At 68.6% G+C, this 24,838-nt stretch carries 26 protein-coding genes and 3 pseudogenes; 11 read left to right on the forward strand and 18 right to left on the reverse strand.

Features of this window, described 5'->3' with window-relative positions:
• Positions 1–623: 623 nt before the first annotated feature.
• Positions 624–1,625, reverse strand: coding sequence for a heme o synthase (locus AS97_RS09270; protein ID WP_349017585.1), 1,002 nt, complete (start codon positions 1,623–1,625; stop codon positions 624–626).
• 312 nt (positions 1,626–1,937) lie between these two features.
• The gene (locus AS97_RS09275; protein WP_210564682.1) at positions 1,938–3,200 is read right to left on the reverse strand and encodes an MFS transporter; all 1,263 of its coding nucleotides are present in this window, start codon (positions 3,198–3,200) and stop codon (positions 1,938–1,940) included.
• 211 nt (positions 3,201–3,411) lie between these two features.
• On the opposite strand from AS97_RS09275, the pseudogene AS97_RS09280 reads away from it, so the two are divergent.
• Together AS97_RS09280 and AS97_RS09285 are read left to right on the forward strand one after the other, a co-directional pair.
• Positions 3,412–3,783, forward strand: a pseudogene (locus AS97_RS09280) (IS110 family transposase); the annotation flags it as partial.
• A gap of 44 nt (positions 3,784–3,827) precedes the next feature.
• Positions 3,828–4,085 (forward strand): hypothetical protein, encoded by a 258-nt coding sequence (locus AS97_RS09285; protein ID WP_086710136.1) that lies wholly within the window; start codon positions 3,828–3,830, stop codon positions 4,083–4,085.
• A 26-nt stretch (positions 4,086–4,111) separates the two neighbouring features.
• On the opposite strand, the gene AS97_RS09290 is transcribed toward AS97_RS09285, so the two are convergent.
• Complete coding sequence (locus AS97_RS09290; RefSeq protein ID WP_079059918.1) at positions 4,112–4,906, reverse strand: DJ-1/PfpI family protein; 795 nt, start codon at positions 4,904–4,906, stop codon at positions 4,112–4,114.
• Between the two features lie 381 nt (positions 4,907–5,287).
• Here AS97_RS09290 and AS97_RS09295 point away from each other — a divergent pair, with 381 nt between their 5' ends.
• Positions 5,288–6,079 (forward strand): transposase, encoded by a 792-nt coding sequence (locus AS97_RS09295; RefSeq protein ID WP_282615676.1) that lies wholly within the window; start codon positions 5,288–5,290, stop codon positions 6,077–6,079.
• A gap of 513 nt (positions 6,080–6,592) precedes the next feature.
• Here the strand turns inward: AS97_RS09295 and AS97_RS09300 are convergent.
• Complete coding sequence (locus AS97_RS09300; protein ID WP_125759328.1) at positions 6,593–7,072, reverse strand: diadenosine tetraphosphate hydrolase; 480 nt, start codon at positions 7,070–7,072, stop codon at positions 6,593–6,595.
• Positions 7,073–7,535: 463 nt separating this feature from the next.
• On the opposite strand from AS97_RS09300, the gene AS97_RS09305 reads away from it, so the two are divergent.
• Positions 7,536–8,117, forward strand: a complete 582-nt coding sequence (locus AS97_RS09305) for a GNAT family N-acetyltransferase (RefSeq protein ID WP_086710133.1) — start codon at positions 7,536–7,538, stop codon at positions 8,115–8,117.
• Positions 8,118–8,189: 72 nt separating this feature from the next.
• On the opposite strand, the gene istB is transcribed toward AS97_RS09305, so the two are convergent.
• The 4 genes from istB to AS97_RS09325 all read right to left on the reverse strand — a co-directional run bounded on the left by istB (position 8,190) and on the right by AS97_RS09325 (position 11,222).
• Positions 8,190–9,011 carry an IS21-like element helper ATPase IstB gene (gene istB / locus AS97_RS09310; RefSeq protein ID WP_210564684.1) on the reverse strand — a complete coding sequence of 274 codons (822 nt, stop codon included), beginning with the start codon at positions 9,009–9,011 and terminating at the stop codon, positions 8,190–8,192.
• Between the two features lie 33 nt (positions 9,012–9,044).
• The gene (istA, locus tag AS97_RS09315) at positions 9,045–10,145 is read right to left on the reverse strand and encodes an IS21 family transposase (protein WP_210564685.1); all 1,101 of its coding nucleotides are present in this window, start codon (positions 10,143–10,145) and stop codon (positions 9,045–9,047) included.
• 6 nt (positions 10,146–10,151) lie between these two features.
• On the reverse strand, positions 10,152–10,364 hold the full coding sequence (locus AS97_RS09320) for a hypothetical protein (RefSeq protein WP_210564686.1): 213 nt from the start codon (positions 10,362–10,364) through the stop codon (positions 10,152–10,154).
• 129 nt (positions 10,365–10,493) lie between these two features.
• Positions 10,494–11,222 (reverse strand): TetR/AcrR family transcriptional regulator C-terminal domain-containing protein, encoded by a 729-nt coding sequence (locus AS97_RS09325; RefSeq protein ID WP_210564687.1) that lies wholly within the window; start codon positions 11,220–11,222, stop codon positions 10,494–10,496.
• Positions 11,223–11,318: 96 nt separating this feature from the next.
• Here AS97_RS09325 and AS97_RS09330 point away from each other — a divergent pair, with 96 nt between their 5' ends.
• On the forward strand, positions 11,319–12,833 hold the full coding sequence (locus AS97_RS09330) for an MFS transporter (RefSeq protein ID WP_210564688.1): 1,515 nt from the start codon (positions 11,319–11,321) through the stop codon (positions 12,831–12,833).
• On the opposite strand, the gene AS97_RS09335 is transcribed toward AS97_RS09330, so the two are convergent.
• Both AS97_RS09335 and AS97_RS09340 read right to left on the reverse strand, forming a co-directional pair.
• The gene (locus tag AS97_RS09335; RefSeq protein WP_349017638.1) at positions 12,715–13,296 is read right to left on the reverse strand and encodes a DUF4135 domain-containing protein; all 582 of its coding nucleotides are present in this window, start codon (positions 13,294–13,296) and stop codon (positions 12,715–12,717) included. The genes AS97_RS09330 and AS97_RS09335 overlap by 119 nt on opposite strands.
• 16 nt (positions 13,297–13,312) lie before the next feature.
• Complete coding sequence (locus AS97_RS09340; protein WP_210567169.1) at positions 13,313–13,750, reverse strand: DUF4135 domain-containing protein; 438 nt, start codon at positions 13,748–13,750, stop codon at positions 13,313–13,315.
• Between the two features lie 368 nt (positions 13,751–14,118).
• Between AS97_RS09340 and AS97_RS09345 the strand changes: the two genes are divergently transcribed.
• The 5 genes and pseudogenes from AS97_RS09345 to AS97_RS47085 form a co-directional block, all read left to right on the forward strand.
• Positions 14,119–14,292, forward strand: coding sequence for a hypothetical protein (locus AS97_RS09345; protein ID WP_161500351.1), 174 nt, complete (start codon positions 14,119–14,121; stop codon positions 14,290–14,292).
• 108 nt (positions 14,293–14,400) lie between these two features.
• The gene (locus AS97_RS48510) at positions 14,401–14,529 is read left to right on the forward strand and encodes a hypothetical protein (protein WP_282615677.1); all 129 of its coding nucleotides are present in this window, start codon (positions 14,401–14,403) and stop codon (positions 14,527–14,529) included.
• Between the two features lie 85 nt (positions 14,530–14,614).
• On the forward strand, positions 14,615–15,661 hold the full coding sequence (locus tag AS97_RS09355) for a helix-turn-helix domain-containing protein (protein ID WP_247204293.1): 1,047 nt from the start codon (positions 14,615–14,617) through the stop codon (positions 15,659–15,661).
• A 212-nt stretch (positions 15,662–15,873) separates the two neighbouring features.
• Positions 15,874–16,221, forward strand: coding sequence for a hypothetical protein (locus AS97_RS09360; protein WP_125759838.1), 348 nt, complete (start codon positions 15,874–15,876; stop codon positions 16,219–16,221).
• A 94-nt stretch (positions 16,222–16,315) separates the two neighbouring features.
• Positions 16,316–16,435 (forward strand): annotated as a pseudogene (locus tag AS97_RS47085) (IS5/IS1182 family transposase); the annotation flags it as partial.
• Between the two features lie 19 nt (positions 16,436–16,454).
• On the opposite strand, the gene AS97_RS09365 reads toward AS97_RS47085, so the two are convergent.
• The 3 genes and pseudogenes from AS97_RS09365 to AS97_RS09370 all read right to left on the reverse strand — a co-directional run bounded on the left by AS97_RS09365 (position 16,455) and on the right by AS97_RS09370 (position 18,485).
• Positions 16,455–16,979: a helix-turn-helix domain-containing protein gene (locus AS97_RS09365; protein ID WP_210567458.1), complete on the reverse strand. Its 525-nt coding sequence runs from the start codon at positions 16,977–16,979 to the stop codon at positions 16,455–16,457.
• Positions 16,953–17,105, reverse strand: a pseudogene (locus AS97_RS47090) (ISL3 family transposase); the annotation flags it as partial. The gene AS97_RS09365 and the pseudogene AS97_RS47090, both read right to left, overlap by 27 nt.
• Before the next feature lie 159 nt (positions 17,106–17,264).
• Positions 17,265–18,485, reverse strand: a complete 1,221-nt coding sequence (locus AS97_RS09370; protein ID WP_236669630.1) for an amidohydrolase family protein — start codon at positions 18,483–18,485, stop codon at positions 17,265–17,267.
• A gap of 249 nt (positions 18,486–18,734) precedes the next feature.
• On the opposite strand from AS97_RS09370, the gene AS97_RS09375 reads away from it, so the two are divergent.
• Positions 18,735–19,388 (forward strand): TRIC cation channel family protein, encoded by a 654-nt coding sequence (locus AS97_RS09375; protein WP_236669629.1) that lies wholly within the window; start codon positions 18,735–18,737, stop codon positions 19,386–19,388.
• Positions 19,389–20,010: 622 nt separating this feature from the next.
• Here the strand turns inward: AS97_RS09375 and AS97_RS09380 are convergent.
• From AS97_RS09380 to AS97_RS09400, 5 genes are all read right to left on the reverse strand, one after another.
• Positions 20,011–20,310, reverse strand: a complete 300-nt coding sequence (locus AS97_RS09380; protein ID WP_210564689.1) for a hypothetical protein — start codon at positions 20,308–20,310, stop codon at positions 20,011–20,013.
• Between the two features lie 130 nt (positions 20,311–20,440).
• Positions 20,441–22,486: an amino acid adenylation domain-containing protein gene (locus AS97_RS09385; RefSeq protein WP_210564690.1), complete on the reverse strand. Its 2,046-nt coding sequence runs from the start codon at positions 22,484–22,486 to the stop codon at positions 20,441–20,443.
• The gene (locus AS97_RS09390; protein WP_086706696.1) at positions 22,483–23,628 is read right to left on the reverse strand and encodes an acyl-CoA dehydrogenase family protein; all 1,146 of its coding nucleotides are present in this window, start codon (positions 23,626–23,628) and stop codon (positions 22,483–22,485) included. Before AS97_RS09390 ends, AS97_RS09385 begins: the two co-directional genes overlap by 4 nt.
• 21 nt (positions 23,629–23,649) lie before the next feature.
• Positions 23,650–23,916 (reverse strand): phosphopantetheine-binding protein, encoded by a 267-nt coding sequence (locus AS97_RS09395; RefSeq protein WP_059149107.1) that lies wholly within the window; start codon positions 23,914–23,916, stop codon positions 23,650–23,652.
• Entirely contained in the window at positions 23,913–24,809 is an 897-nt protein-coding gene (locus AS97_RS09400; protein ID WP_059149108.1) for a 3-hydroxyacyl-CoA dehydrogenase family protein, read from the reverse strand. The genes AS97_RS09395 and AS97_RS09400 overlap by 4 nt, the downstream gene beginning before the upstream one ends.
• Positions 24,810–24,838 lie beyond the last annotated feature (29 nt).

Below are 24,838 nucleotides of genomic sequence, written 5' to 3' on the forward strand. Positions count from 1 at the left end.
GGTGGGCGCTTTATGCCAAGTTGGTCGAGAGCAGCGCCTCCGAGCCCCACGGTCATGGTGAACTTTCCTGGCGTTGAGCCGGTAGACACCAGTGATGTATCGGCAGAGGTGTCTCCCCTCATCAGAGCCGCCGCAAGACCCGTCCACGCTCGCATGACGTCCACCAGGTCAGATTTTTACTGTCGAGGTTTTGAGATCGAAGGCGAGGAAAGCCGCGTTTGGTTGGGGTCGGATCGGCGACGCCCGGCTGGTGGGCGCCAAAGAACGGGATGATGGAGGGCGTATGGTGTGTCGGCGAGGGCGCCGCACTGGCCGTTCCTTTGTGTGGGAGCTGCATTCCGGCGGCAGTTCCCACTGCCGCAGCGCCCAGCGTGGCACCAGCACTGCCGGTCAGGAATCTCCGGCGGGTGTGTTTTTGCACGTCCATTAGTCAGCTATTCCAGCCAGAATCTGTGATCGTGGTGAGGGACCCCGCACTTGCGTTGAGGGCGTGTCCGGTTCAGGTGCTGCGTATCCGCTACAGGCCACGTCGCTGATCCTGTCGACTCCACCAAGATTTCTTGCTCGCTGAATGTTAGGAGCAGAAGCGCGGGAGCGCCGGTGCGACAGAGTTTTCGGCTGAGTCAGTATTTCACAAGTGTATCGATGGCCACTGCGGCGAACAACAATGCAAGATACGCATTCGATACCACAAACATCCGCATTGGTCGCGCGGCGGCTTCCGCTCGACGGGCAGCGGCCTGGAGTCGAAGAGCTTCCCATACGAACCATGCTCCACCGACTACAGCCACCATTGCATAGGTCCAACTCATTCCCGCAATAGGAATGAGGAGAATGGAGGTCATGACAGTCACGACGGCATATGCAATCACTCTCTTGGCCACGTGCTCGATTCCGTGGACTGCGCCGAGCATGGGGACGCCGACACGACGGTAGTCCTCGCCGTGCTTGACGGACAGAGGCCAATAATGAGCCGGGGTCCAAAAGAAAATCACTAGAAAGAGTATTACTGCCGGCCATGCTACGGTCCCTGTCCCTGATGCCCAGCCGATAACTGCTGGGAAGCAGCCCGCGATGCCGCCCCACACGATGTTTTGCTCAGTGCGACGCTTGAGGAGAATTGTGTACACGACGACGTACCATAGAATCGCGCTGACAGACAGTACAGCGGCCAGGTAATTCACAAGCCACCAGAACCAAACCGTCGAGGAGATGGCCAGGAGCCAGGCGAAGATCAATCCAGATCGCGGTGTCACCTCTCCGGTCACCAAAGGGCGACCAGATGTGCGTCTCATCCGGGCATCCATGTCCCGGTCCAGGTACATATTGAAAGCCGATGCGCTGCCTGAGCTTACCGCTCCCCCAATGAGCGTCACCACGATGAGCGACAAATTCGGCAAGCCGCCATGAGCCAAAACCATGGTCGGCACAGTCGTGACAAGTAGGAGTTCCATAACTCGCGGCTTTGTCATAACAACGTAGGCGCGGACGTGTAGGAATCTTCTATATGCAATTGAGTCTGACGGATCGCGCGTGAGATGGGATGCGATTTGTTCGCTCCGCTCTTCCGAGTTTCGGTCCTTAGTAGTGCGCACGCTGTTCTGTCGAGCGTCTCCGCTGCCCACAACGGCCTACCTTTCCGGCGCAGGGCGGCAAGCCTCACGGCAGCTCCCGCATCGGCTCTCGGCCTTCGCCACTTGCAGTTTAGCTGTAAGTTCGAGGCGTCTTGAACGGGGGTCGATGGTCCGTGCTGCCACGGCTAACAGGCAGAGACCGCTCGCACAGCGCGGCTACGCGGTCCCTGAGTAACCCGGGCTGCGCGTGAGGACGCTGCCAGACGTGTTCCCCTATCCCCAGGCCAAGGGTGTCAACGTCACACCGGGAGTGGGCGCGAGACGCGTCCGCTCCGAGGGCGTCCCCTGCGACGATCCGGGTCCTCAGGCATCGGCCGCTGGGCGCGCTGAGGCCACGGACAGGTCGAGCGCGTCCGCCACCGCGGCGTTCCGCCTTCCGTATCGCCGCTGCCACACCAGCAACGGCCCGGCGACGGCGAGCACCAGCACGCTCGACATCCGCCATCCCAGGGTGTCGAATACGGTGGCCGACAGCAGGGATGCGACGACGGACGCGGCGCCGGTGGCGCCCTCCACGACCGCCTGGAGGCGCGAGCCCCGGCCGGTTGCGTAACTGCGCACCAGGAACGCCGTGCCGGCCAGGTACGTGAAGTTCCAGCCCACGCCCGCACAGATCATCGCCGTCATCATGGCGGCCGCGCCGTCGCCGGAGGCCCCCGCGACCCCGCCGAGCAGCGTGATCCCAATGCCGATGAGCGCGGTGTGCCAGGGGCCGCTCCTGCGCATCAGCTCGCCACTGATCAGTGCCGGGGCGAACATCCCGACCAGGTGCCACTGGATCAGTGCGGCCCCCAGCCCCGCCGAGTGGTGGGCGTGGACGTTGGCCAGCGGCCCGATCGCCATGACCAGCGTCATCAGGGCGCCCGAAAGCGGCAGCAGGACGAGCGCAGCCACGAAGTTCGGGTTGCCCCGGCCTTCGCGGAAGGTCGTCGGCCCGGCTGCGTCGTCCTCTCCGCCGGCGTTCGCACCGGCCGGCGGGGCCGCGACACTGGGCTCGCGTGAGACGGTGAGCGCCAGCGGCACCGCCGCCAGTCCGAGGAGCGCGACCAGCGCGTACGACCCGATGAACTCGACCGCGAAGGCACGCGAGGCTGCCAGCGCGACGAACGGTCCGAGGAACGCCGCGATGAGGCCGCCGTACATGACGATCGACAGCGAGCGCTCCTTGCGGCCGTCGGGCGCGAGGTCGGCGGCCAGGTAGCGGATGTAGCCACCTGTGGAGCGGTACGCGCCGAGCAGCGAGGTGGCGAGGCACAGCAGCCAGAAGGCGTCCGCGTACACGGCGATCATCGACAGCAGACCGCCGACGACCGCACAGCCGCCACCCATCGCCATCACCGCGCGGTAGCCGTAGCGGGCCGTCAGCAGCCCTGCCGCGACCGAGGCGAGCAGGCCGAAGCCTGTGATCAGGGTGAGCGGCAGGGTCGCCAGGAGCGGGGTGGGCGCCAGGCGGAGTCCGGCGAGGGAGGTGAGGGTCAGGTCGACGCTCACCGCTCCGTAGTAAATCGTCTGCGACGCGACCAGCCGGGTCAGGTCGGCGGCCGAGCGCGGGGGGCGGGGGGACATGCGGATGCTCCCTAAGAACGTCGGCGGTCCGGGAGGACCGGGTGTGGCTGATGCGGAGTTGCCGTTGATACCTCAAGGAGAGTGGCCGCCCGGTCCTCCGGGACGCTCCGGCTGCTGATTGAGAGTTGCGGTCATCGCTGGTTGGGGACTTGTCGGCGGAGTGTTCCTCGGGCTGCGAAGCGCTCGTCACGAGGGAAACGGAGGGACGGGATTGAGCACGGCTCACGCGCGAATACGGGTCGGTGTCGATGCCGGCAAGGGAGATCACTGGACAGTTGCAGTCGAGGCCGACGGCAAGACGCTGTTCTCGATGAAGGTGATCAACGGCGAGGCGCAGATCGTGACGCTGATCGAGGCTGCTCGGGAACGTGCCGACGAGGTGCGGTGGGCGGTGGACATCTCCGGCCGTTCCTCGACCCCGCTGCTGACCCTGCTCGTCGCGCACGGCCAGAACGTGGTCTACGTGCCCGGTCGCACGGTCAACCGCATGTCCGGCGCCTACCGCGGTAAGGCCAGAACGGATGCCAAGGACGCCCTGGTCATCGCCGACACCGCCCGCGTGCGCCGGGACTTCACGCCTCTCACCGTGCCGGACGACACGCCGGCCGCCTCGCCTCGCACGCGGGCCTGGCCCCCGTACCCCGCGACTCCGGCCGCCGGACAGGCAACTACCACCGGCCCAAGCGCTACAGCCGGCGCCTGCGGCACGTCCTCCAGACTTCGATGGCCTGGACGGCCACCACGCCTACGGCCAGGCGCCTATCAGATGCCGCTACATCCGCCATGCAGCGGAGGAAAGCGGTGGCCTTGACGTCCGTGTTGTACTCGTGCGGCTACCCGCACGAGTACAACACGGACTCCGGCACGACCTCGCCCAGGTGGTAGATCTGGTCACCGGTTCAGCGTCATGCTCAGTCGTTGACGATGCCGGCGGCGGGATCGGCGTTCTCGTCTGATACAGGGTGCGAACTTGTTGCTGCACGCTGTTCCAACACGTGGGACACAGCGTTTCGGAGGGCGGTGTCGGGCTCGGCCATGAACCGCGTGCGCAGTGCCACGATTTCGGGACCTGCGCTCTCCGGCGACCCGGCGTTGAACGGCGGCTCCGGGTCGTACTCCATGACGAGCTGTGCAAACCTTGCGGCCTTCTCGCCCAGGGTGTGTGCGACGACGGTGAGCCCGAAATCGATTCCCGCGGTCACGCCGCCCCCGGAGAACCTGTTCCGGTCGATGCACACACGTTCCGTCGACACCTCGACGCCCAGCCGTGCCAGCTGGTCCCGGGACGCCCAATGCGTAGCTACGCGGTAACCGTCGAGCAGTCCGGCCGCCGCAAGAACGAGCGGACCGTTGCAGACCGCGGTGATGTAGGAAGCCGTCGCACCGCGGTCTGCCAGCCAGGCGATGGTGGCCGGGTCGAGCATCGGCTTGTACACCATCCCGCCACCAGGAACGAACAGGATGTCGAGCCGCTCAGGGCAGTCATCGAAGGTGGTGGTGGGAGCGATGGTCATGCCGCCGTCGTCCGAGACGACAGGGTCGAGGGTCTCGGCCACGAGGTGGACCTTCATGCCCGCCAGTGCAAACGTCGTGTATGGACCAACAAGGTCGAGTGCCGTATGCCCCTCGTAGAGAAGGATGCCCACTTCCAGTGGCTGGGCATCGCCTGTCAGGTGATCGGGCCAGTTCGTGGTTTGATCCGTCATTTCCGGAATCTCCCAAATTAAAACGCTTGCAGTGTTCCTGTCGTACTGAAACGCCGGGGGGCGGGTACTCCACCGCGCCGTTCACCGACAGGAGTGGAAGCTGCCTCATCCGCAGGTTACAGTCAAACTGAAACTTTCGACCGAGTGAGGTGCCGTGACCGTCCCGCCGCAGCCTGTGCGACTCTGTCGCTTGATTCTTGGGAGTCGGCTGACCTGTGGATTCTTGGGGTGGGATGGTGTTGGGGATCGGTCTGTTCGCGGGGAAGTGAGGAGGATCGGCGGTGTCGCTGCGTCCTGTCCCCGCTCCCGAGATCCCTGAGACGACCGCTCGGGTGGCCAGGGCGGCGTCTCCCAAAGGCTGTCTGGCGATGCGGGTCCGCGATGAGCTGGGTGTGCTGTTCCAGGACGCGGACTTCGTGGGGGCGTTTCCCGGCCCGTGGTGGGCCGGGTCTTGCTCCGGGGACGCTGGCCGTGGTGTCGGTCATGCAGTTCGCTGAACGGCTGACGGACCGGCAGCCAGCCGATGCCGTCCGCTCCAGGATCGACTGGAAGTATCTCCTCGGGCTGGAGCTGGAGGACGAGGGCTTCCCCTTCTCCGTCCTCTCCGGCTTCCGGACCCGCCTGGTTGAACACAGCCACGAGCAGGGGGTCCTGGACCGGCTGCTGTCCCGGCTGTCCGGGCTGGATTTCCCGCGCGCGGGCGGACGTGTCCGCACGGACGCCACCCACGTCCTGGCTCGGGTAAGGGACGTGAACCGGCTGGAGTTCCGCACAGAGACCCCGCGGTGCGCGCTCGAGGCCCTGGCGGTCGCCGCCGGTGACTGGCTGCACGCGGCCCAAATCGCGGATGCGTCCTGGCAGAAGCGTTACGGACAGCGCGCGGACTCCTACCGGCCGCCGAAAGGCGACGTGCAGCGCGGGGCTTTCGCGGTGCAGGACGGAGCCGACGGCTTCACCCTGCTGGACGCGGTCCATCGGCCCGATGCGCCGGCCTGGTTACGGCAGCTGCCTGCCGATGCACGTTCCGCGGCGGGCGTGGGTCCAGCAGTACCACCGGGGCGGCGAACACGGCCAGGGGATGCGCCAGCGGGAGGGCAGACCTCCCACCGGGCAGACTCCGGCCGGCCAGCCCGCACGATACGAACGCACGCTGCACGGTCAAACGCGGCATGACCTGGGACGGCTACAAGGTCCACTACAGCGAGACCTGCGATACCGGTCTTCCCCGCCTGATCGTGAACGTGGCCACCACGCACGCCGCGGCGGACGACTCCCACCTGGTCGCAACCGTCCACGAACACCTGGAACGACACGGGGGCGAAACCAGGAGAGCACCTGGTCGACGGCGGCTACACCTCCGCCACGATCATCCTGGCCGCACGCGCCCAGGGCATCGACCTCCTCGGGCCCCTACCACCCGCAAGTGACCGCCAGACCCAGGCCAACAAAGGCTTCGCGCTCACCGACTTCCAGATCCACTGGAACGAGAAGTACGCCGTCTGCCCCAAGGGGGACAAGAGCCGCTACTGGGGCAGCACCCACATGGACGGGCAACCGCGGACCGTGGTCATCCTCCCCGACTGGGACTGCCGCAACTGCAAGGTCCGCACCTCATGCACCAGCGGCTTCACCCGACGCCTGACCCCGCACCCCCGCGAGGAACCTGCGGTCGGCGGGCCCACACCGTCAGACCGTCGAACGCAACCGGTCCAATTCGCTGCTGATCTCCTCCCGCAGCACGTCATGCTGCGGACCGAGCCTGAATCGTTCATCACTCCACCGCTCATGCGGATACAGCCACACAGGCTTTCCCACCAGCTCGGCCGACTCCCACTCGAACCGCGGCCAGACATGGGCATGCAAGAACGGGTCCGTGTTACCGAGGATCTCCAGGTTGACCCGGCGAAAATCGGGATCCAGCCGCCGACAGGCCCGCTCAACCGCTTCCCCGAGCTGGTCCATATCGGAAAGAAACGCCAGACGCTTGGTCTTCGGCAGGTCAGACAGCCGTTGAACACCGGGTTCGTCTACGAGGAGGACCGAGTAACCCGGCAAGAACTGAACGTCGCCGATCACCGCGAATCCCGACTCAAGCCGCCGCAGCACGGTCGGGTTCTCCCCTCTCAGGGCAGCCCCGATCCGATCCATCCGCCAGTCACCAGTCATGGCCAGAACCTACCCTCAAGAGCGAGCCCCGCTCCTTGCTCCCCCCTTCCCCACACACATCAAGGACCAACCGCCGTCGATGACGACACCGAGCCTGATGTCAGCGCTGTTTGTGACAGTTGGCTCCACCCCGATCGGGTGGGTTGTCTGGCGGCGGTGGGGGGCCGGGGCGGTAGCGTGAAACGCATCGGATCCAGACCGGACGGAGGGCCCCCGACAGGCTCGACGGACCGCAGGATCTCGACCCGTGTTCGATCCGGGACCGTCGGATTCTCCGATCCGCGGTGGACGACGAGGACGGGCATCGGTTCGGCCGGCGGAGAACGGATGGGCCCGACGTGGCCGAGGCCGAGGCCCCTTTCGGGGTCCGGCCTCGGTCCTGTACTGATCTTGCGGCCGAGCGTGATCCGCTGTCATCGGTTAAATCGCTTGCGCTTGCGAGGTGCGTGAGCACAATCGGCGCGTGCAGATCTTGTCGTTCCCAGAAGCAGCCACTCCCACCGACTTGCGTGTCCAGGTGAGAGAGATCCAAGAGCAGGCATGGCCGTCCGAGCGTGTGTCAGACGTTCCTGTCGACGCCCCCAGCCATGATCCTGCACTGCGGCCGTTGTCGATGCTGCTCGTGGAAGAGGGAACCGTGCTGGCCACGCTGGACATCCTGTCCAAGGAGATCGTCCATGCCGACCGGCGCTTTTCGGCTGGTGGGCTGAGCACCGTGGTGACGAGCAAGGAAGCACGTGGCCGTGGGTATGGCCGGCAACTGGTGACAGCGGCGCGGGAGGAAATGATCACCCAAAGCCTGGACCTGGGCCTGTTCACGTGTGATCGCCCGCTTCAGGCGTTCTATGAGAGTGCGGGCTGGCGTGTGCTTCCGGGAGCCGTACTCATCGGCGGAACACCGCAGGGTCCGTTCCCCAGTGACCAGCCCGGTTTCGACAAGGTCACTATGGCGGACTTCTTCTCGTCTGCGGGCCGGCAGGCCCAGGCGTCGTTCCGTCATTCCCGGATCGAGCTGTTTCCGGGGGAGATCGACAAGCTCTGGTGATAGCCGTCAAGCGGTGGGTGGCCGGCGAGTCGGGGCACTTGTGAACGGCCCAGACCCGCCGGCAGACGCACGTCAGGCTCTGCGGCGGCGCTTCTCCTGGGTCTGGGCCAGGCGGAAGCTGTCGGTGCCGGTCTCGACGATGTGCGCGTTGAACGTGACCCGGTCCACGATCGCCGAGCAGAGCCGCGGGTCGGTGAACGTCTGCTTCCACTCCGAGAACGGAGCCTTCGACGCGATGGCGATCACCCGTCGTTCCTCACGCTCCGTAAACACCTGGAACAGCACCTTCGCGCCGGTCTTGTCCAGGTCGAGATAGCCGGACTCGTCCAGACAGAGCAGGTCAACGCGCCCGTAGCGGGCCAGAGTCCGGTTCAGCTTCTTCTCGTCCGCGACCTCGGCGAGCTCGTTCACGAGGTTGGCCGTGGTCGTGTAACGGACCCGCAGACCCGCCTCGGCGATCGCGGTGCCGATCCCGATCAGCAGGTGGGACTTGCCCGTGCCGGAGTCCCCGATCAGGCAGGGCGGCAGGCCGGTCTTCACCCAGGCCGGGTCGGCGAGGGTGTTGACCTGCTCTTGCACGATGTTCGGGTGCTTGTCGAACTCGAAGTCCTCCAGCCGCTTGGGGCGGGGGAAGTTCGCCTCCCTGACCGGCCGGACGTTCTTGCGTTCCTCGCGCTGGAGGCACTCGGCTTCCAGCAGGTCGGCGAGGAAGTCCTTGAAGGTGGCCCGCTCCTTCAGCCCGGTGGCGGCCAGCTCCTCCCAGCGGGAGCGGATCGTGGGCAGGTGCAGCGTCCGGCAGGCTTCGTCGATCACGGTCTCGACCGCGCCGGCCGCGGCTGCGTCCTTGCGGGGCTGCGGGACCCCGACGTCGAAGAGAGCGGTGCTGTCGGTCATGCGGAACCTCTCGGTTGGCGGGTCAGCATCTGGTCATAGCGGTCCACCGACGGCGGTGGGCGCCGGTCCTCGGGCAGAGCGGCCCGTCGTTGGGGCAGCGACAGCACCCGTGCGACGTTCTCCTCGGCCCAAGGCGGAGGATCGTCCTTGTCGTCCTCCGGCCCGGGGTCCCGGGCGGCGGCCTCGGCCTCGGGGGTTTCGATGGCCACCACGTCCAGGCTGGTGGAAGAGGACATCCCGGCAGCCGCCCCGCAGGGTCAGCCGCGGATGCCGGGCGACGAGCTCCCGCTTGTTGAAGACCAGCAGCTCGTCGCCCCGCAGCAGAACGCGTACCCGCTGGCCGATGAAGCGGGCCGGCACCGAGTAGTAGCACTGGCGGACGGTGATCCTGCTGGTCCGCTCGACCTTCGGCGTCAGCGTGATCCCGCACTCGAAGTCCTCGGCCGGCAGCGGGGCCAGTTCGTCCTGCTCGATGCGGAAGTTGAAGCCGACCGTGGTCAGCTTGCCCCGCAGCATCCGCTCGTCCTCGGCCTCGTCAATCGTCGTCAGGCGGGCGTTGAGTTCCTCCAGCGAGGCGACGTCGGGGACCGGGATCAGGTGGGCCCGGCGGAAGCGTCCGCCTTCCTGCTCGACCCCGCCCTTCTCGTGGGCGCCGTCCTCGCCGGGCATGCAGTAGAAGGCGTCGAAGCCGTAGTGCGAGCGGAACAGGGTCCATCGCTCGGACTCCACCCGGCTGCGGCCGGTGCAGACCCGCCGGACGGCGGACTTGAGGTTGTCGTAACGGATGTGCCTGGTCGGGACTCCGCCCAGGACCCGGAAAGCCTCCGCGTGGCCCTCCAGGAACGATTCCTGGGCCTGCGAGGCGAACATCCGGTGCACCGCCTTGCCGGAGCAGGACAGCCGCAGCGTGAACAGGTGGCACTTGACCGCTTCGCCGGCCACCCGCACCCACACGTCCACGAAATCGACCTCGGCTTCCCCGCCGGGCAGATGAGCCTGCGGCACCATTCCCTCCAGGTGGCGGCTGCCTTCCTTCGCCTCGGTCGCGATCTCCGGGCGGCGTTCGCGCACGTAGTTCCGCACCGACGAGTACGACGCCTGGTCGAAGTCGTGCTCTTCCGCGAGCCGCTTCACGATCCGCTAGACGGTGTGCTTCTGCTTGCGCGGGGCCTTCAGGTCCTTCCGCAGCATCGCGTCGATCCACCCCACCGCCGGATCCAGGATGCGGAACTGCCTGCGGGGCACCTTCCGAAGCGGCGGGACCGCGGATGCGATCGCCTGCTTAACCGTCCGCCGGTGGACCCCGTACTTCTTCGCCAGAGCCCGCTGCGACAGCGACGGATCAAGACGCACGTCCCGACGGATGTGTTCGAACAGCCCGACACGCGACAAGCCCACCCTGGCCTCCCGACACGGCCACGACCAACGGCACGGCCTCCGACATGACCGAATGTCGATCAAGGTGGAGCCCAAAGCCCGAGGCTAGCCTCGGGCCTCGGGTGAGGTGAGGCCGCTCAGCAGCAGCCGCATGCCGCGGTGGAAGTGGGCGTCCCAGTCGTCCTCCTCGATCAGCGGGAAGTGGCCCGCGAGGGTGGGGTATTCGTCGATGTGAGCGCGGAGGTGGGCGTCCACGGCCGAGCGGGTGGCCGCCTCGTCGGAGCGCTTGCGCCACACCGCTTCGGAGGAGGCAGAGCCGATCACATAGTGGGTGATGGTGGCCGCGGCGGACGACAGGTGCACCCCGTCGAAGCCGCCGGTGGTGAGCGCGGTGTAGGCGAACTCCGAGGACCGCAGGGCGTGCGGGCCCATGAGGGGGCGGGAGTTGGCCAGGGCCGCGGCCCAGGGGTGGCGCAGCAGGACGGACCGCAGCCCGGTCATGAACGCCTCGATGTCGTCCTGCCAGGAGGCGCTGTGCTCGTCGGGCAGGTCCAGTTCGGCGAACACCGCGTCGAGGGCCAGATCGAGGACGTCGTCCTTGGTGGCCACGTGCCAGTAGAGGCTGGTCGCATGGGCACCCAGCCGCTCCGCGAGGCGGCGCATGCTCAGTTTCTGCACGCCATCGCGGTCCAGCAGCTCAACAGCGGTGGCGATGATCCGTTCGTGTGACAGATGAGGCCGTGGGCGGGAGGTCTTCTCCGCGCGGAACCATACCGCTCCCGGTGCGTTCTCCAGCGTCTTCTTTCCCGTGTTCCCGTTCGGCTTCCCGCTCACGAGGCCGCAGCCTACCTCGTTGCCGTTTCCCGTCCGCGACTCCTACAGTGGTGGATGTACTCCTACACTGTTTGAGAACAGCAACGAGGGAGGACCATGAGGGAAGAAGAAGGTCATCCGCGACGGTGGGCGATCCTGGTGGCGCTGTGTGCCGCACTCCTCGTGATCGTCATCGACAACACGGTTCTGCATGTCGCGGTGCCCGCCATCGGCGACGCCTTCGAGGCGTCGACGGGCCAGCTCCAGGCGGTGATCGACGCCTATGTCGTGGTCTTCGCCGGACTCCTCATCACGGCGGGGGTGGTCTCCGACCGGTACGGCAGGCGGCGCACCGTGGTCGCGGGGCTGCTGGTGTTCGGCGTGGCGTCGGCGCTGGCCGCGGCGGCCCCCTCGGTGGAGTGGCTGATCGCGATGCGGGCCCTGATGGGCGTGGGCGCGGCGCTGGTGATGCCCGCGACGCTCGCGGTGCTCGTCGCGGTGTTCCCCGAGAAGGAGCGTCCGCGGGCCTTCGCGGTGTGGAGCGCGGTGGCGTCCGTGGGCATGGCCGCCGGGCCCCTGCTCGGGGGTGCGCTGGTCGACGTGTGGAGCTGGGCCGGGGTCTTCCTGATCAACGTCCCCGTGGTGACGGTGGCCCTGGTGGGCATCGTCCGGCTGGTGCCCGAGACGCGGGCCGGGGACGGCCGGGGGCTGGATCCGCTCGGCACCGTCCTGGTCACGGCGGGGATGACCGGCCTGGTGTGGGCGCTGATCGAGGCCCCGGCGTACGGATACGCCTCCCCCGCGGTGCTGGGCGGGGCGCTGGTGGCGGTGGTGGCGCTCGTCGCCTTCGGCGTACGGCAGACCCGCTCCTCGGTGCCGATGGTCGATCTGCGGCTGTACCGGGACCGGAGGTTCTCCGGGGCGAGTTTCGCGGTGGCGGTGATGACGGTCGCGACGGGCAGCACCCTCTTCATCCTGAGCCAGTATCTGCAACTGGTACTGGGCTACAGCGCGTTCGAGACCGGGCTCGCGGCCATACCGCTGGCGGCGGGGGTCGTCGCGGGCTCCACGGTGGGCGGCCGGGCACCGGCCAGGTTCGGGCCGCGGGCCTGCATCGTGGCGGGATTCGCCGTCACCGCGGCCGGTTTCGCGGTGCTGGCCTCGCTGTCCGAGGGCAGCGGCTACGTGGCGGTGTCCGCCGGGCTGGCGCTGGCCGGTGTGGGCTCCGGCGTCGCGGGGCCGTCGGCCACCAGCACCGTGCTGGGCGCGGTGCCGCCGGAGCGGGCCGGTATGGGCTCCGCGCTCAACGACACCCATCAGCAGCTCGGCATCGCGCTGGGGGTGGCCGGCCTGGGCAGTCTGCTCGCCACCGCCTACCGAGGCGACCTGCCGGACGGACTGCCCGATCACGCGGTGTCCTCGCTGGGGGCGACACTGTCGTACGCGAAGGACCACGCGGGCGGAAGTGCCCTGGCCGAGTCGGCCCGTTCGGCCTTCACCGACGCCCAGTCCCTCACCATGACCATCGGGGTGGCGGCGGCCCTGGCCGGTGCGGCCGTGGCGTTCTTCGCCCTGCCTGGCCGCGCCGCCCGGTCCCCGGCTCCCGACCGTCGGCGAACGACCCGGCGATGACGCGCTCCTGGAACGCCCCGTCCTCGGGGCTCATGGCCCCGATGCGCCGGCGTACCGCGTGCGGGGCCGGTTCCCCGAAGAACCCGGGCACCGACCGCCCGTCGTCGAGCAGCCGCTTCCGCGACCCGGGCAGGGCCTCGAACAGCGGGATGTCGCCGCGGAGCACCGCGTCCATCTCGGCGCGTACGACGGCTTCGCCAGCCGCTCCCGCGTGGCGTCCGGCGCACAGCCGGGCCGTGCTGCGCTCCCGTTCCAGCGCGTCCCGCAGGAAGTCCGGGTGCATGCTCTCGGTGAGCACCTTGGCGTAGACGAAGCTCGCCCTGGGCAGGAAGCGCACCGGGGCGCGGGCGAAGCCCGCCACCAGGCGCGCCGGGCGTGCGCACGTGTTCCCACACGATGTGCACCTCGCCGGTCCCGGTGTTCTTCTCGACGGGCACCAGGACGACAGAGGGCTGGTCCGCAGCTCCGTTCAGCCCGCCCTAGTCCGCGGCGCCCGCGGCCGCGTCGAGGACCACCTTGGCGGGCAGCAGGGCGGTGGCGCGCACCGACTCGCGCAGGGCGGCGCGGGCGGGCTCCTCGTCCCCGGCCCTGCCCGCACCGGGTTGGGCGCCGGGTTGGGCTTTTCCGGGGGCAGTGGGGTGCAGCAGCGCTTCGAGGTCGACGAGGACGGGGTGTTCACCGGCGGCGATGATGTTCTCGTGGTGGAAGTCGGTGCCGCGCAGCGCGTGGACCAGGGCCAACAGCGCGCCGGTGCGCCAGTAGAAGCCGGCCGCGTCGGGTGCCGCGGCGCAGGGCCGGGCCGTCACGCACTCCGCCCAGCCGTGGTCGCCGCGGGTGAGGGTGCGCGGAGTGCGCAGGGCGTACGGGCTGTCCTCGTTGAACCGGTGGACGAGCCGGGCGAACTGCGCCGATGGCAGCGGAAGACAGGTGGCAGGTGCCGGGCGAGAGCGGAGAGCACGGCACGATCAGCCCACGAGAACCCCGGCCGCTCGACCTGTCGGCGAAGCACGGCGACCTCATAGTTGATGTGACAACCGGATCGGGCGGGAGGTGCCCTCGGTGAGCGCTCCCTCTACTTCGGGTCGCCGGAGACGGTCGTCCGCAAGATGGCCCGCGCGATCAAGGCACTCGGCGTCGGCCGCTTCGACCTCATCTACGGCAACCAGCCGATCAGCACCCTGTGGGACCCTGTCGCTCGTTTCTTGGGAACCGGCTGACCTGTGGGTTCTTGGGGTGGGATGGTGTTGGGGATCGGTCTGTTCGCGGGGAAGTGGGCTGTCTGGCGATGCGGATCCGCGACGAGCTGGGTGTGCTGTTCCAGGACGCGGACTTCGCGGCAGCGTTCCCGGCCCGTGGTGGGCCGGGTCTTGCTCCGGGGATGCTGGCCGTGGTGTCGGTCATGCAGTTCGCTGAACGGCTGACGGACCGGCAGCCAGCCGATGCCGTTCCTGATCCGTGACCGGGACAGCAAGTTCACCGCCGCGTTCGACGCCGTCTTCGCCGGGAACGGCACACCCGTCATCCCGATGCCGCCGCGAAGCCCACGGCCCAACGCGTTCGCCGAACGATGGATACGCACAGCCGTACCGAGTGCACCGACCGGCTCCTCATCACCGGCGAGCGGCACCTGCGCACGGTCCTCGCCACCTACGCCGAGCCCTACGAGGTTGAGTCCGCTGGCGTGCGCGGGTGCTGAACCGCCTGCGCGCCCGACCCAAGGCGACCGCCCGGCCGAGGCGGTGGTCTTCTCGATCGATGTCCTGCCGGGCAGTATCGGTTGCATGCCCGATTTCACGGAGATGTCAGGACAGGGCGGTACGGGGCCGGTAGTGACGGTGGGCACCGATTCCGTCCCGGCGCCCGAGCGGCTTGGCTGGTGGTCCGAGATGGTCGACCACGAAGTCATGCCCGTGGCGGTACACAGCGCGCACACGGCAGTCTTCCGGGGCCGTGCGGAAGCCGTCGAGCTGCCGCACAGCCAGGTGACGGCCTTCGATTTCTCCCCGATAACAGCCCATCGCTCGCCGGCCCACATCCGCCGCCAGGACCCCGAGAACTACTACCTGCTCCTGGTCCGAGACAGCTCGGTCCGGCTGGAGCAGGCGCGTGGCGTCGCCTGCCTCCAAGCGGGCGACATGGCCCTGTTCTCCACTTCGCATCCGCTGGCCTGCGAGTTCCTTGACCACGGTCGCCAGACCCGCCTGACGCTGATGCGGCTGCCGCGCCCCGTCCCGCCGCTGGCCGGCGGCCAGGCTGACCGGCTGCTGGCCGAGCCGCTGCCGCCCCGGGCCGGGTCGGCGGCCCTGCTCGGCCTGTACCTGGCGCAGCTGCCGCAGACCGCCCGCACCTGCGGCCCGGCGGAGCTGGCCCGGCTTGGCGCTATCGGGGTGGACCTGGCCGTCACCTTGCTGGCGGCCCGGCTCGGAGTCCAGGACACCCTGCCCACCGAGACCCGCAATGCCGCACTGCTGGCCCGGATCAACGCCTTCATCGACCACCACCTGGGCGACCCCGAGTTATGCCCCGCGGCCATCGCTGCCCACCACCACGTCTCCGTACGCACTCTCCACCTGCTGTTCCACAGCGAACCGGAAACCGTCAGCGCCCGGATACGTCGGCGCCGCCTGGAACATTGCCATGCCGACCTCACCGACCCCCGGCTGCGGCGGCGGTCGATCAGCGCCATCGCCGCCCGGTGGGGGTTCCTGCGCCCGGCGGACTTCAGCCGGGCGTTCCGCGCCGCATACGGCGTGGCACCCAGAGAGCTCCGGCAGGCGGCGCTGCGCAGTCTGCCGGATGCCCGACGGGTTGCACGGAGTGACAAGTAAGGATGCACGCATCGCCAACTCGCGGTCGACGGTGCGCGTCACGATGTGAGGGCACAGAAAGGGGACACCGGCGCGCCAGCGCTATCCGAGGGCGAGCGGAGGTACCGAAAGATGAAACCGTATTCCGCTTAACGTTCACGCCGGATCTGCTGGCGGCGGCCCTCACTGAAGGAATCTTGGTAGCTCACGCTCAGGCTAGAAGGGGATTGATCATGAAACTTGTCAAGAAGCTCTTGATGGTTGGCGCAGCTGTCGCAACCACCGCAGGTCTGGGCATCATCCCGGCCGAAGCCAGCTCCAGCGCCGCAGCGGCCTGCTGGACCTTCGGAAACACGACCAGTTTCGGCACGTACGGCGGCCAGGTCTGCGACAGCAGTCATGTCATGGGCTGGGCCAAGGACACGAAGGCCGACGGCTACTGCGTCTTCTTACGAGTGCACTACCCGAACGGGTACGCCGACGGCCCGTGGGCCTGCCCGAAGAACGTGCAGAAGAACTGGGACTGGTGGGCCCCGCAGGGCATTACTCACGTGAGCATCGAGAAAGTCTACGCTCCGTAACAAGACATCACCTCTCGCAAAGCTGATCACGTGTCAGCGTGCGACAGTCAGATCCTCGGGTGAACAGGCTGCAGAGGACGAACAGGGAGCTACCGGACGGAGCCCGGTCGACCGCGGTTGGCCGGGCTTCAAGCGCCACCTGCTCTGCGATGCCGTCGGCACCCGGCTCACAGCCACGCTCGCTGGAGGCAACCGCAACGGCATCACATGCCTGAAGGGTGTCATGATTCCGATCAGGCTGCTGAGCTGGGCGTTCTCCGTCGGTGGTGAGGCAGTCGGAGCGGCGTGGTGTGGTACTCGTTGAGCAGGAGCTGGGTGACCCATGCGCCGGTGGGGCGGGCGGTGACGCCCAGGATGTTCACGCGCCGGGTGGCGATCTCCATGACGAAGAACGCGTAGAGGCGTCTGAGGGAGACGGTGTCCACGTGCATGAAATCGCAGGCGAGCAGCGTGTGGGCCTGAGTGCGGAGGAAGGTACGCGAGGTCTGCTGGCTTGCGCGCTGCGGTGCGGGCGGCAGACCGGAGCGGCGTAGAACGCGCCGGATCGTGGCGGCGGCAACCCGATGACCGAGCCGTCGGAGCTCCCCTTGGATTCTGACGTATCCCCAGGTCAGATTCTCTCGCGCGAGGCGCTGGATGAGCGCGACTGTTTCTTCTGGCAACGGCGGACGACCGGGTCCGACCGGTGCTTGACGCCATTTCCAGCGCACCAGACGGCGGTGCCAGTTCAGGCCATCGACCGGCACGTCCGTCACCATCCGCCCGTGGTACCCGTGCACCTTCGCCGTCGGCGTCCCGCACACCGGACACGGCACCGCGTCTTGCCGGGCGCGGGCCGTGACAGCGAAGCCTTTGTTGGCCTGGGTCTCCTGGTGTACCGCCAGGTCGGGTTCTCTCTCACCAGGCGGCGGAGAGCACGGCCACCGCACGGCGATAAAGACAACCTTCAGGGCACGCGCTCATCGAGCAACACGGCCAGGTGGTCTCGCGGATGTCCTCTCGACCATGGTGGAACGGGGCGGACAGCGTGGTCAGGTCTGCTGTCACTGGATGGGAGTCCGGTGCACGGCGCCGTCCTGCATGACGAAGTCGATGCCCGCAACGGCCGTGATGTCGTCGAAGGGGTCGGCGGGCAGCGCGACCAGGTCGGCGGTCGCGCCGGGCTGGAGGCGTCCGAGGTCGGGCCGGTCGAGCAGGTCGGCGGCGACGCTGGTGGCAGCGCGAAGGGCCCGCACGGTGGCGATACCGGTCGTGACCATCGCTGGAAACTCGCGCCAATTGTCGGCGTGCGGAAACATGCCGGCGTCGGTGCCGAACGCGATGCGCACGTTGCTCGCGGCGACGTTGTGCGCGGACTCCCGGAGCTGGTCGGCGTAACGGGTGAACTTCACCCGTTCCGCTGGATCCTTACCCTCCCAGTAGCTGTCGTCGTCGAGGTGGTCGAGCGCGTCGAGGACCATGAATTGGGTCGGCACGAGGAACACGCCCCGTTCTGTCATCTGGGTCAGTGTCGATGCCGATGCGAGGTTGCCGTGCTCGATCGAGCGAACACCGGCGGTGACGGCACGCGAGACGCCCGCGTCGCCGTAGGCATGCGGTGTGCAGGGGATGCCCAGGTCGCGGGCTGTGGCGACCAGCGCGTTCATCTCCTCCTGCGTGTAGGTGGTCTGTGTGGGATCGTCGGCGGGCGTAGCGAAGCCGCCGGTGGCTCCGAACTTGATCCAGTCGGCGCCGGCACGGATGTTCTCGCGCACCCTGCGCGTGATCTCATCCGCTCCGTCTGCCAGTGCGCCGATCTCACGGTTGAAGTGTGACGCGAGCAATGTCGAGGCGTCGCCATGCGCGCCTCGCGCGGAGATCAGGTACGGCGCGACGATCATTCGTGGTCCCACGATGTGACCACGGGCGATGGCGTTGCGCAGGTACAGCGTGACCGGCTCGGCGGCGAAGGTGGCCAGGTCGCGGATGGTGGTGAAGCCACGGTGGAGCAGGTTACGCAATACCGGCAAGGCGCGCAGCGCGATCGCCGCGGACCCGTCGGATACGAAGGCCCGCAGGAGCCGGCTGGGATCGACGGTGGTGTGGATGTGGCAGTCGATCAGTCCCGGCAGCAACATGCGATCGCCGAGTTCGACTACCTCGGTGCCGGCGCGGTCGACAGCCGGCCCGACCTCGGCGATCCGACCGTTGCGCACCACCACCTCGGTGTGTCCGGAGGGCCGGTCCGCCAGTCCGTCCCAGCTCCGTCCGGCGATCAGCACCACCGCGCCCTGTTCCGTGTCACCGTCACGTCTTGTCACAGCGTTACCCTCCGCTTGCGCCCCCACCAGATGTCGCTCGCCCGCCATTGGTCCCGCGGGGTCCAGGGTGTCAGCGGGGCGACAGGTCGCGCATCGCGTGTCGGCCGTTCGGGTCAAGGCGGTGCGCGCACTGTGACCTGGTGAGACAGTGCCGAGGGCTTCAAGAGGAGCGACGGCGGGACGTGTGAGGGGTCGACGATGCATGGCTATGGAGTGCTGCACCTCGTACTCGACCTGCTGGGCACCTTCGCGTTCGCGTTGAACGGCGCGCTCACGGCGACGCGGGTGGCACGTCTGGACATCGTCGGCGTGCTCGCGCTCGCCATGGTGACCGCCCTGGGCGGCGGCGTGCTCCGGGACGTGCTCGCCGGCGCACTGCCCCCGGCGACGTTCAGCGACTGGCGGTACCTGGCGGTCGCGGTAGCCGGTGGCATGGTCACGTTCCTGCTGTGGCGGCACCTGGAGCGCTACAGGACGCTGATCATGGTGTTCGACGCGGCCGGCCTCAGTCTGTTCGCGGTCACCGGCGCGACCACCGCGTTGGAGTATCACATCGGCGCGCCGCAGGCGGTGCTGCTCGGCGTGGTGACCGGGGTCGGCGGCGGCACGTTGCGCGACGTGCTGGTGTTGCGCTTGCCGACGGTGCTGTACGCAGACCTGTACGCGATCCCCGCGCTGCTGGGGGCCGGGATCACCGTCGCCTGCGAACGCACCGGCGTCTACGGCGTGCCCGCCGCGCTGGGGGCGGCTGTCGCCTGCTTCACGCTGCGGATGATCGGCGACCACTACGGGCTCAACGCCCCAGGGCCGCATCGCGCCGACGGCATCGCCCCGTCCGACGGCAGCTCGCGCGACGCTGCGTCATGACCCAATGCCATGGGTTTCTGTGGCCTCTGGTTCAGCTGGCCGGCGTCGACGTTCTCGAGTTTCATCGCATCCCTGCTCTTCCAGGAGTAAGTACCGTTCCCCGATCGTGTGGTTTCTCCTACCGGCGCCCGCCCGAGTGGAGCGGTGGTCTTTCAATGTGGGCGTGAACCATCTCTCCCGAGCTGGCGGCCGCCGCGCTGACCGTGCCCCTCCTGACCGCCGCGGCTCCCGCCGCCGTGCCAGCGGCCGCAAGGCGGGTAGGGATCGACTGCCCCGGCGTGTGGGTGCCGAAAACCTCATCCATAGCGTGTGACCTGCATGTTCTCCGATACGGCGGAGGAGCGCCGGATGGGTACGCCAGGATGATCAGTCGTGCTGCACCGCGATCTGCTCCGCCGTCGCCACACCAAGGTTTCCCGCCCGAAACGGCCGGGCCGACCGCCCACCATCCGCAGCGTCCAAGCCCTCGTCCTCCGCCTGGCCCGGGAGAACCCCAACTGGGGCTACCGGCGAATCCACGGCGAACTCGCCGCGCTGGAAATCAGGCTCGCCCCCTCCACTGTCCGGGAAATCCTCCAAGCCCACGGCATCGAACCCACACCCCAGCGCGATTCATCCTTTCTCAACATCGCGGTCGGCAGGGCGTCCCGGTGGCACGCTCCAGCAGGTCGGCGATCGATTCGGCGAACCACTGGTGGCCACGTGGGGTGGGGTGTAGACCGTCCTCGGACCACATGTCCGGCCGGGACCACTCCGCGGCGGCGGTGACGTCCAGGCACAGGGCCCCGGTGGACTCGGTGATCTTGCCGAGCACCCCGTGGGCCAGGACGAACCGCTCGCGCAGCAGCTCACGGAAGGGTCCGGGCACCGGCAGATGGGCGGGGATGTCCGCGTAGGTCGCGGTGAACACCACGGTGTCCATCCCCGTCAGAGCGCCGAAGACCGGCCGCGGGCGCTGCCGTTGTCCCGCACCGGGGCGGTTCCGGAGCCACCGTCCGTGAGGGCCGCCTCGGCTCCGGCACGGCCCCGCGCACGGTTCGCGCCGGGCCGGTTCACCACCGGGTGCCGTGCTGGTCGGCCCATTCCGGGTCGCGCAGGGTACGGCGGTCGAGCTTTCCGCTGCCGGTGCGCGGCAGCTGCTCGAAGCGGTGGTAGACCGCGGGCAGCATGTACTGCGGCAGCCGCGCGGCCATGTGTGCGCGCACCTCCTCCGGGACCGGTTCACCCGGCCCGGCGACCGCCGCGCGCAGCACCGCCAGCGTCGGGTCCGGCCGGTCGACCACGACGACGCACTCAGTGATTCCGGGGAACTCCAGTAGCGCGGCCTCTATCTCACCGGGGTCGATACGGATACCCCGGATCTTCATCTGGTCGTCAGCGCGGCCCAGGAACTGGAGCTCGCCGGAGGGCAGCCAGCGCCCGATGTCTCCGGTGTCGTACATGAGCCCCGGCCCGCCGCCGAACTCAGGCACGAACCGCTGGGCGGTCAGCTCCGGGTCACCGAGATATCCGCGCGCCACCTGCACACCGGCCAGGAACATCGTGCCCCACACGCCGACCGGCGCGGGGCTGCTGCCGCGCATGACGTACACCCGTGTGTTGTCCACCGGGCGGCCGATGGGCACACTGGCCGTGCCCTGGTCCGCAGGGCAGTCGTACGCGGTGACGTCGACCGTCGCCTCCGTGGGCCCGTAGAGGTTCACCAGCCGGGTCCCCCGGCCGCCGAAGACCTCGCCGAACGCGGTGACCGCGGCCGGTGACAGGCTCTCGCCGCTGGAGAAGACCCAGCGCAGCCGGTCACCCGAGGCCTCGGCGCCCTTGCCGCGCACGTACTCGACGTACATGTTCAGCATCGACGGGACGAAGTGCAGCACGCTGACGCCCTGGGCCCGCACGGTGGCGGCGATGGCGAGCGGGAAGCGCTCCATTCCGGGGGCGAGCAGATGCAGCCGGGCACCGGCGAAGAACCACCAGAACAGCTCCCACACCGAGACGTCGAAAACGAACGGCGTCTTCTGCAGCAGGGTGTCCTGCCCGGTCAGCGGGTACTGGCGCTGCATCCACGCCAGCCGGTTGACCACCGAGCGGTGCTCGACCATGACCCCCTTGGGGCGGCCCGTCGAGCCGGAGGTGTAGATGACGTACGCCAGGTCCTCCGGCCCCCCGCGGCCGGCCGGGACCTCGTGCCGCCCGTCGTACAGACCAGGCTCGTCCAGCGCCGTCACCGGTGCCGCCAGTCCTTCAGGGGCCATCACGCCCGGCTGGACCAGCACCCGGACCGTGCCCGCCCGCTCGACGAGATCGAGCAGACGGAGAGCGGGGGCGGACGGGTCCAGCGGGAGGTAGGCGGCACCGGCCTTGAGCACGCCGAGGACGGCGACCGGCAGTTCGGCGCAGCGGTCGCTGAGCACGCCCACCACGTCACCGGGGCCCACACCGTCCGCGGCGAGCCGGCCGGCCAGCCGGTCGGTGCGCTCATCGAGTTCACGGTAGGTCAGCGAGGTGGTGTCCGTACTGACAGCGACCGCGTCCGGGGTACGGGCGGCCTGTTCGCGGAAGACGCCGTGCAACGTCGCGTCCCAGGGGAAGTCCCGCGCGGTGGCGTTGAACTCCTCCAGTACCCGGGCCCGGTCCTCCTCGCGCAGCAGCGGGTGGCTGCCGACCGGGAGGCCAGGGTCGGCGAGTGCATGCTCCAGCACGGTCCGGTGGACCTGAACCAGCGCGTCAGCCTCCAGGGGGCCGTCGGGTGCCCCGTCATGCCCCGCGGACGGCTCCGCGCCGCTGAGGTCGAGCACCAGCCGGTAACCGTCGCGGGGGGTGTCCGGCGCGCGGGTCACCAGCAGCTCCGGCGTGTCCCCGGAGCCGCCGTCCGCGGCCCCGGTGCCGTCCGCGGCGGCCTGGACACGGTCGGCGAACTCCTTGAAGGACACCGCCGGGTCCACCGGCACCGCGACCGTACGGGGCGCGCCCACCGGCGGCACGACGCGCGCCCGGGGTACGGGGTCGTGGGTGACGTGGTGCAGCGCCAGGAGGGCCGCGGCGAGCAGTTCCCGCTCGCCGGGCCCGTCCGGCGCGGTGTCCGTCCGTGCCACGCTCACCGCGAGCCTCCCGCCCCGTTGACGAGCATCGGGGCGAGGGTGCGCTCCAGGATCTGCTCGGTGCCCTCGATGATGTTGAGGACCTTGCTGTCCCGGTAGGCGCGGGCCGTGACGGAGCGCTCCGAGACACCGGACGAGGCGAGCAGCTGCACCGCGGAGGCGGTGTGCTCCTCGGCGACACGGCACACGAAGTACTTGGCGAGCAGGACCGCCCGCATCGTCTCCGGTGCCTTGTCCTGCATCGCCCGCGAGGCGGCCACGCACAGGTGGCGCGCGGCCTCCAGGTCAGCGCCCATCCGAGTGACCAGGGTCTGGATCTGGCCGTGCTCGATCAGGGTGCTGCCGAACGTCTTGCGGGTGCGCACGAACCGGGCGCACTCCTCGAAGCACGCCTCCAGCATGCCCAGCGCCATCCAGGCGACGGCGTGCCGACCGTGTTCCAGGGCGGTGGGGACCAGCACCGGAACGGCGAAGCCGGGCTTGCCGACGACGGCCTCCGGGGCGATGACGCAGTCCTCGAAGACGATCCGGGCCAGGCCCGCCGCGCGCAGGCCGAGCATGTCGCCCATCGGCTCGATGGTGACCCCGGGGGCGTCACGGCGGACCAGGCATGCCTCGGACTTGCCGTCGCGCTGGACGAAGACCAGCAGGTCGTCCGCGCGCTGGCCGAAGGTGATGTACACCTTGGTGCCATTGAGCAGCAGCCGGCCGTCACGCTCGCTCAGTGTGGTGGTGATGCCGCTCAGGTCACTGCCCGCGTGCGGCTCGGTCATACAGATCGCGGCGATCCGCTCCCCCGAGCCGAGAGCGGGCATGATGTGCTCGTGCTGCCAGGCGGTGCCCCAGCGGGTGAGGGTCTGCGCCATCATCCCGTGCACGTTGACCAGCGAGGCCAGCGAGATGCTGACGCGGCCCAGGGCCTCGTACAGCAGTCCGGACTCCATGGCGCTCCAGCCGCCGCCTCCGACCGAGGCGGGCAGCGGGGCACCGGTCAGCTTCTGCTCGGCGCACCAGACGACCACTTCCTCGGGCAGCAGCTCCCCGCTCTCCCAGGTGTGGGCCTGATCCTCCCAGCGGTCCAGCACCAGTTTGAGCATCCGGCCGCGGTGTTCCCGCTCGTCCGGTGTCAGCAGCCTGTCCACAGTGTGTTCTTCTCCTTCGGGTCAGGCGGGATTCGCTTCGAGCTGCTTGCGCTGCACGAAGTCGGTGATCTTGGCGATGCTGGCGAAGTTGCGGAGGTCCAGGTCGTCGACGTCGACGTCGACCTCGAAGGTCTTCTCCAGGAAGCTCATCAGCTGGATGGCGAACAGCGAGTTGACGCGGCCGGTCTCGAACAGGTCCTCGTCACGGGTCGGCTCGGTGTCGGTGCTGTGGGACGCCAGGTACTGCAGGAGGGTCCGGTCGATGTCTTCGGTGGTGAGCTGGGTCATCGTGCGTTCCTTGTCGTGTTCGCCGCGGCGGTTCCGCGGTAGTGGTAGAAGCCCTGGCCGCTCTTGCGGCCCAGGCGGTTGGCGGCGACCATTTCGCGCAGCATGCCGCACGCCTCGTAGCGGTCGTCCTGGTAGCTCTCGTGGAGGTATTCGAGGGTGAGCAGCACCGTGTCCAGGCCGATCAGATCCGCGGTCTCCAGCGGGCCCATGGTGTGGCCGAAACACTTCTTGAAGATGTCGTCGACCACCTCGGGCAGCTCGCCCTGGTCCTGCACGGTGCGGATCGCCTCGTTGAAGAACAGGTGCGAGATGCGGTTGCTGACGAATCCGGGGAAGTCGCTCACCACCACGGACTGCTTGCCGAGGAGGCCCAGGATCTCCTTGGCGTGGTCGAGGCACTTGCCGGAGGTGTCGTCCCCGCACATCACCTCGACGGCGTCCTTGAGGTACGAGGGGTTCATGAAGTGGATGCCGACGATGTGCTCGGCCCGGGTGGTCTCGGCGGCCAGCCGGCCGATGGGGATGCTGGAGGTGTTGACGCCGATGCCGACCCCGGCGGGCAGCACCGTGTCCAGCTTGCGGTACAGGTCGCGCTTGGCCTCCCAGCGTTCGCTGATGTTCTCCACCACGAACTCGCACTCGGCCAGGGCGTCCAGCTCGTTGCTGGTGACCAGCCGCTCGTCGGCGGTGGCGGCGGGGAGCCGCTCCAGCCCCGGGCGGACCGCGGGCAGGAAGCGGTTGGTCTCGCGCAGCAGCCGGCGGGTTTCGTCCAGTGCCGTCTGGTCGGTGTCGACCGCGACGACACGGAAGCCGTGGATGACGAGGTCGACACAGACGCTCGCGCCGATACAGCCGGCTCCTACCACGCCGATGGTGCGCAGGGGGGGTGCCATGGTGCTCTCCAGAGGGGGTGTAGGGGGAA

The sequence above is a fragment of the Streptomyces sp. AgN23 genome (assembly GCF_001598115.1).
Taxonomy (GTDB): Bacteria; Actinomycetota; Actinomycetes; order Streptomycetales; family Streptomycetaceae; genus Streptomyces; species Streptomyces antimycoticus.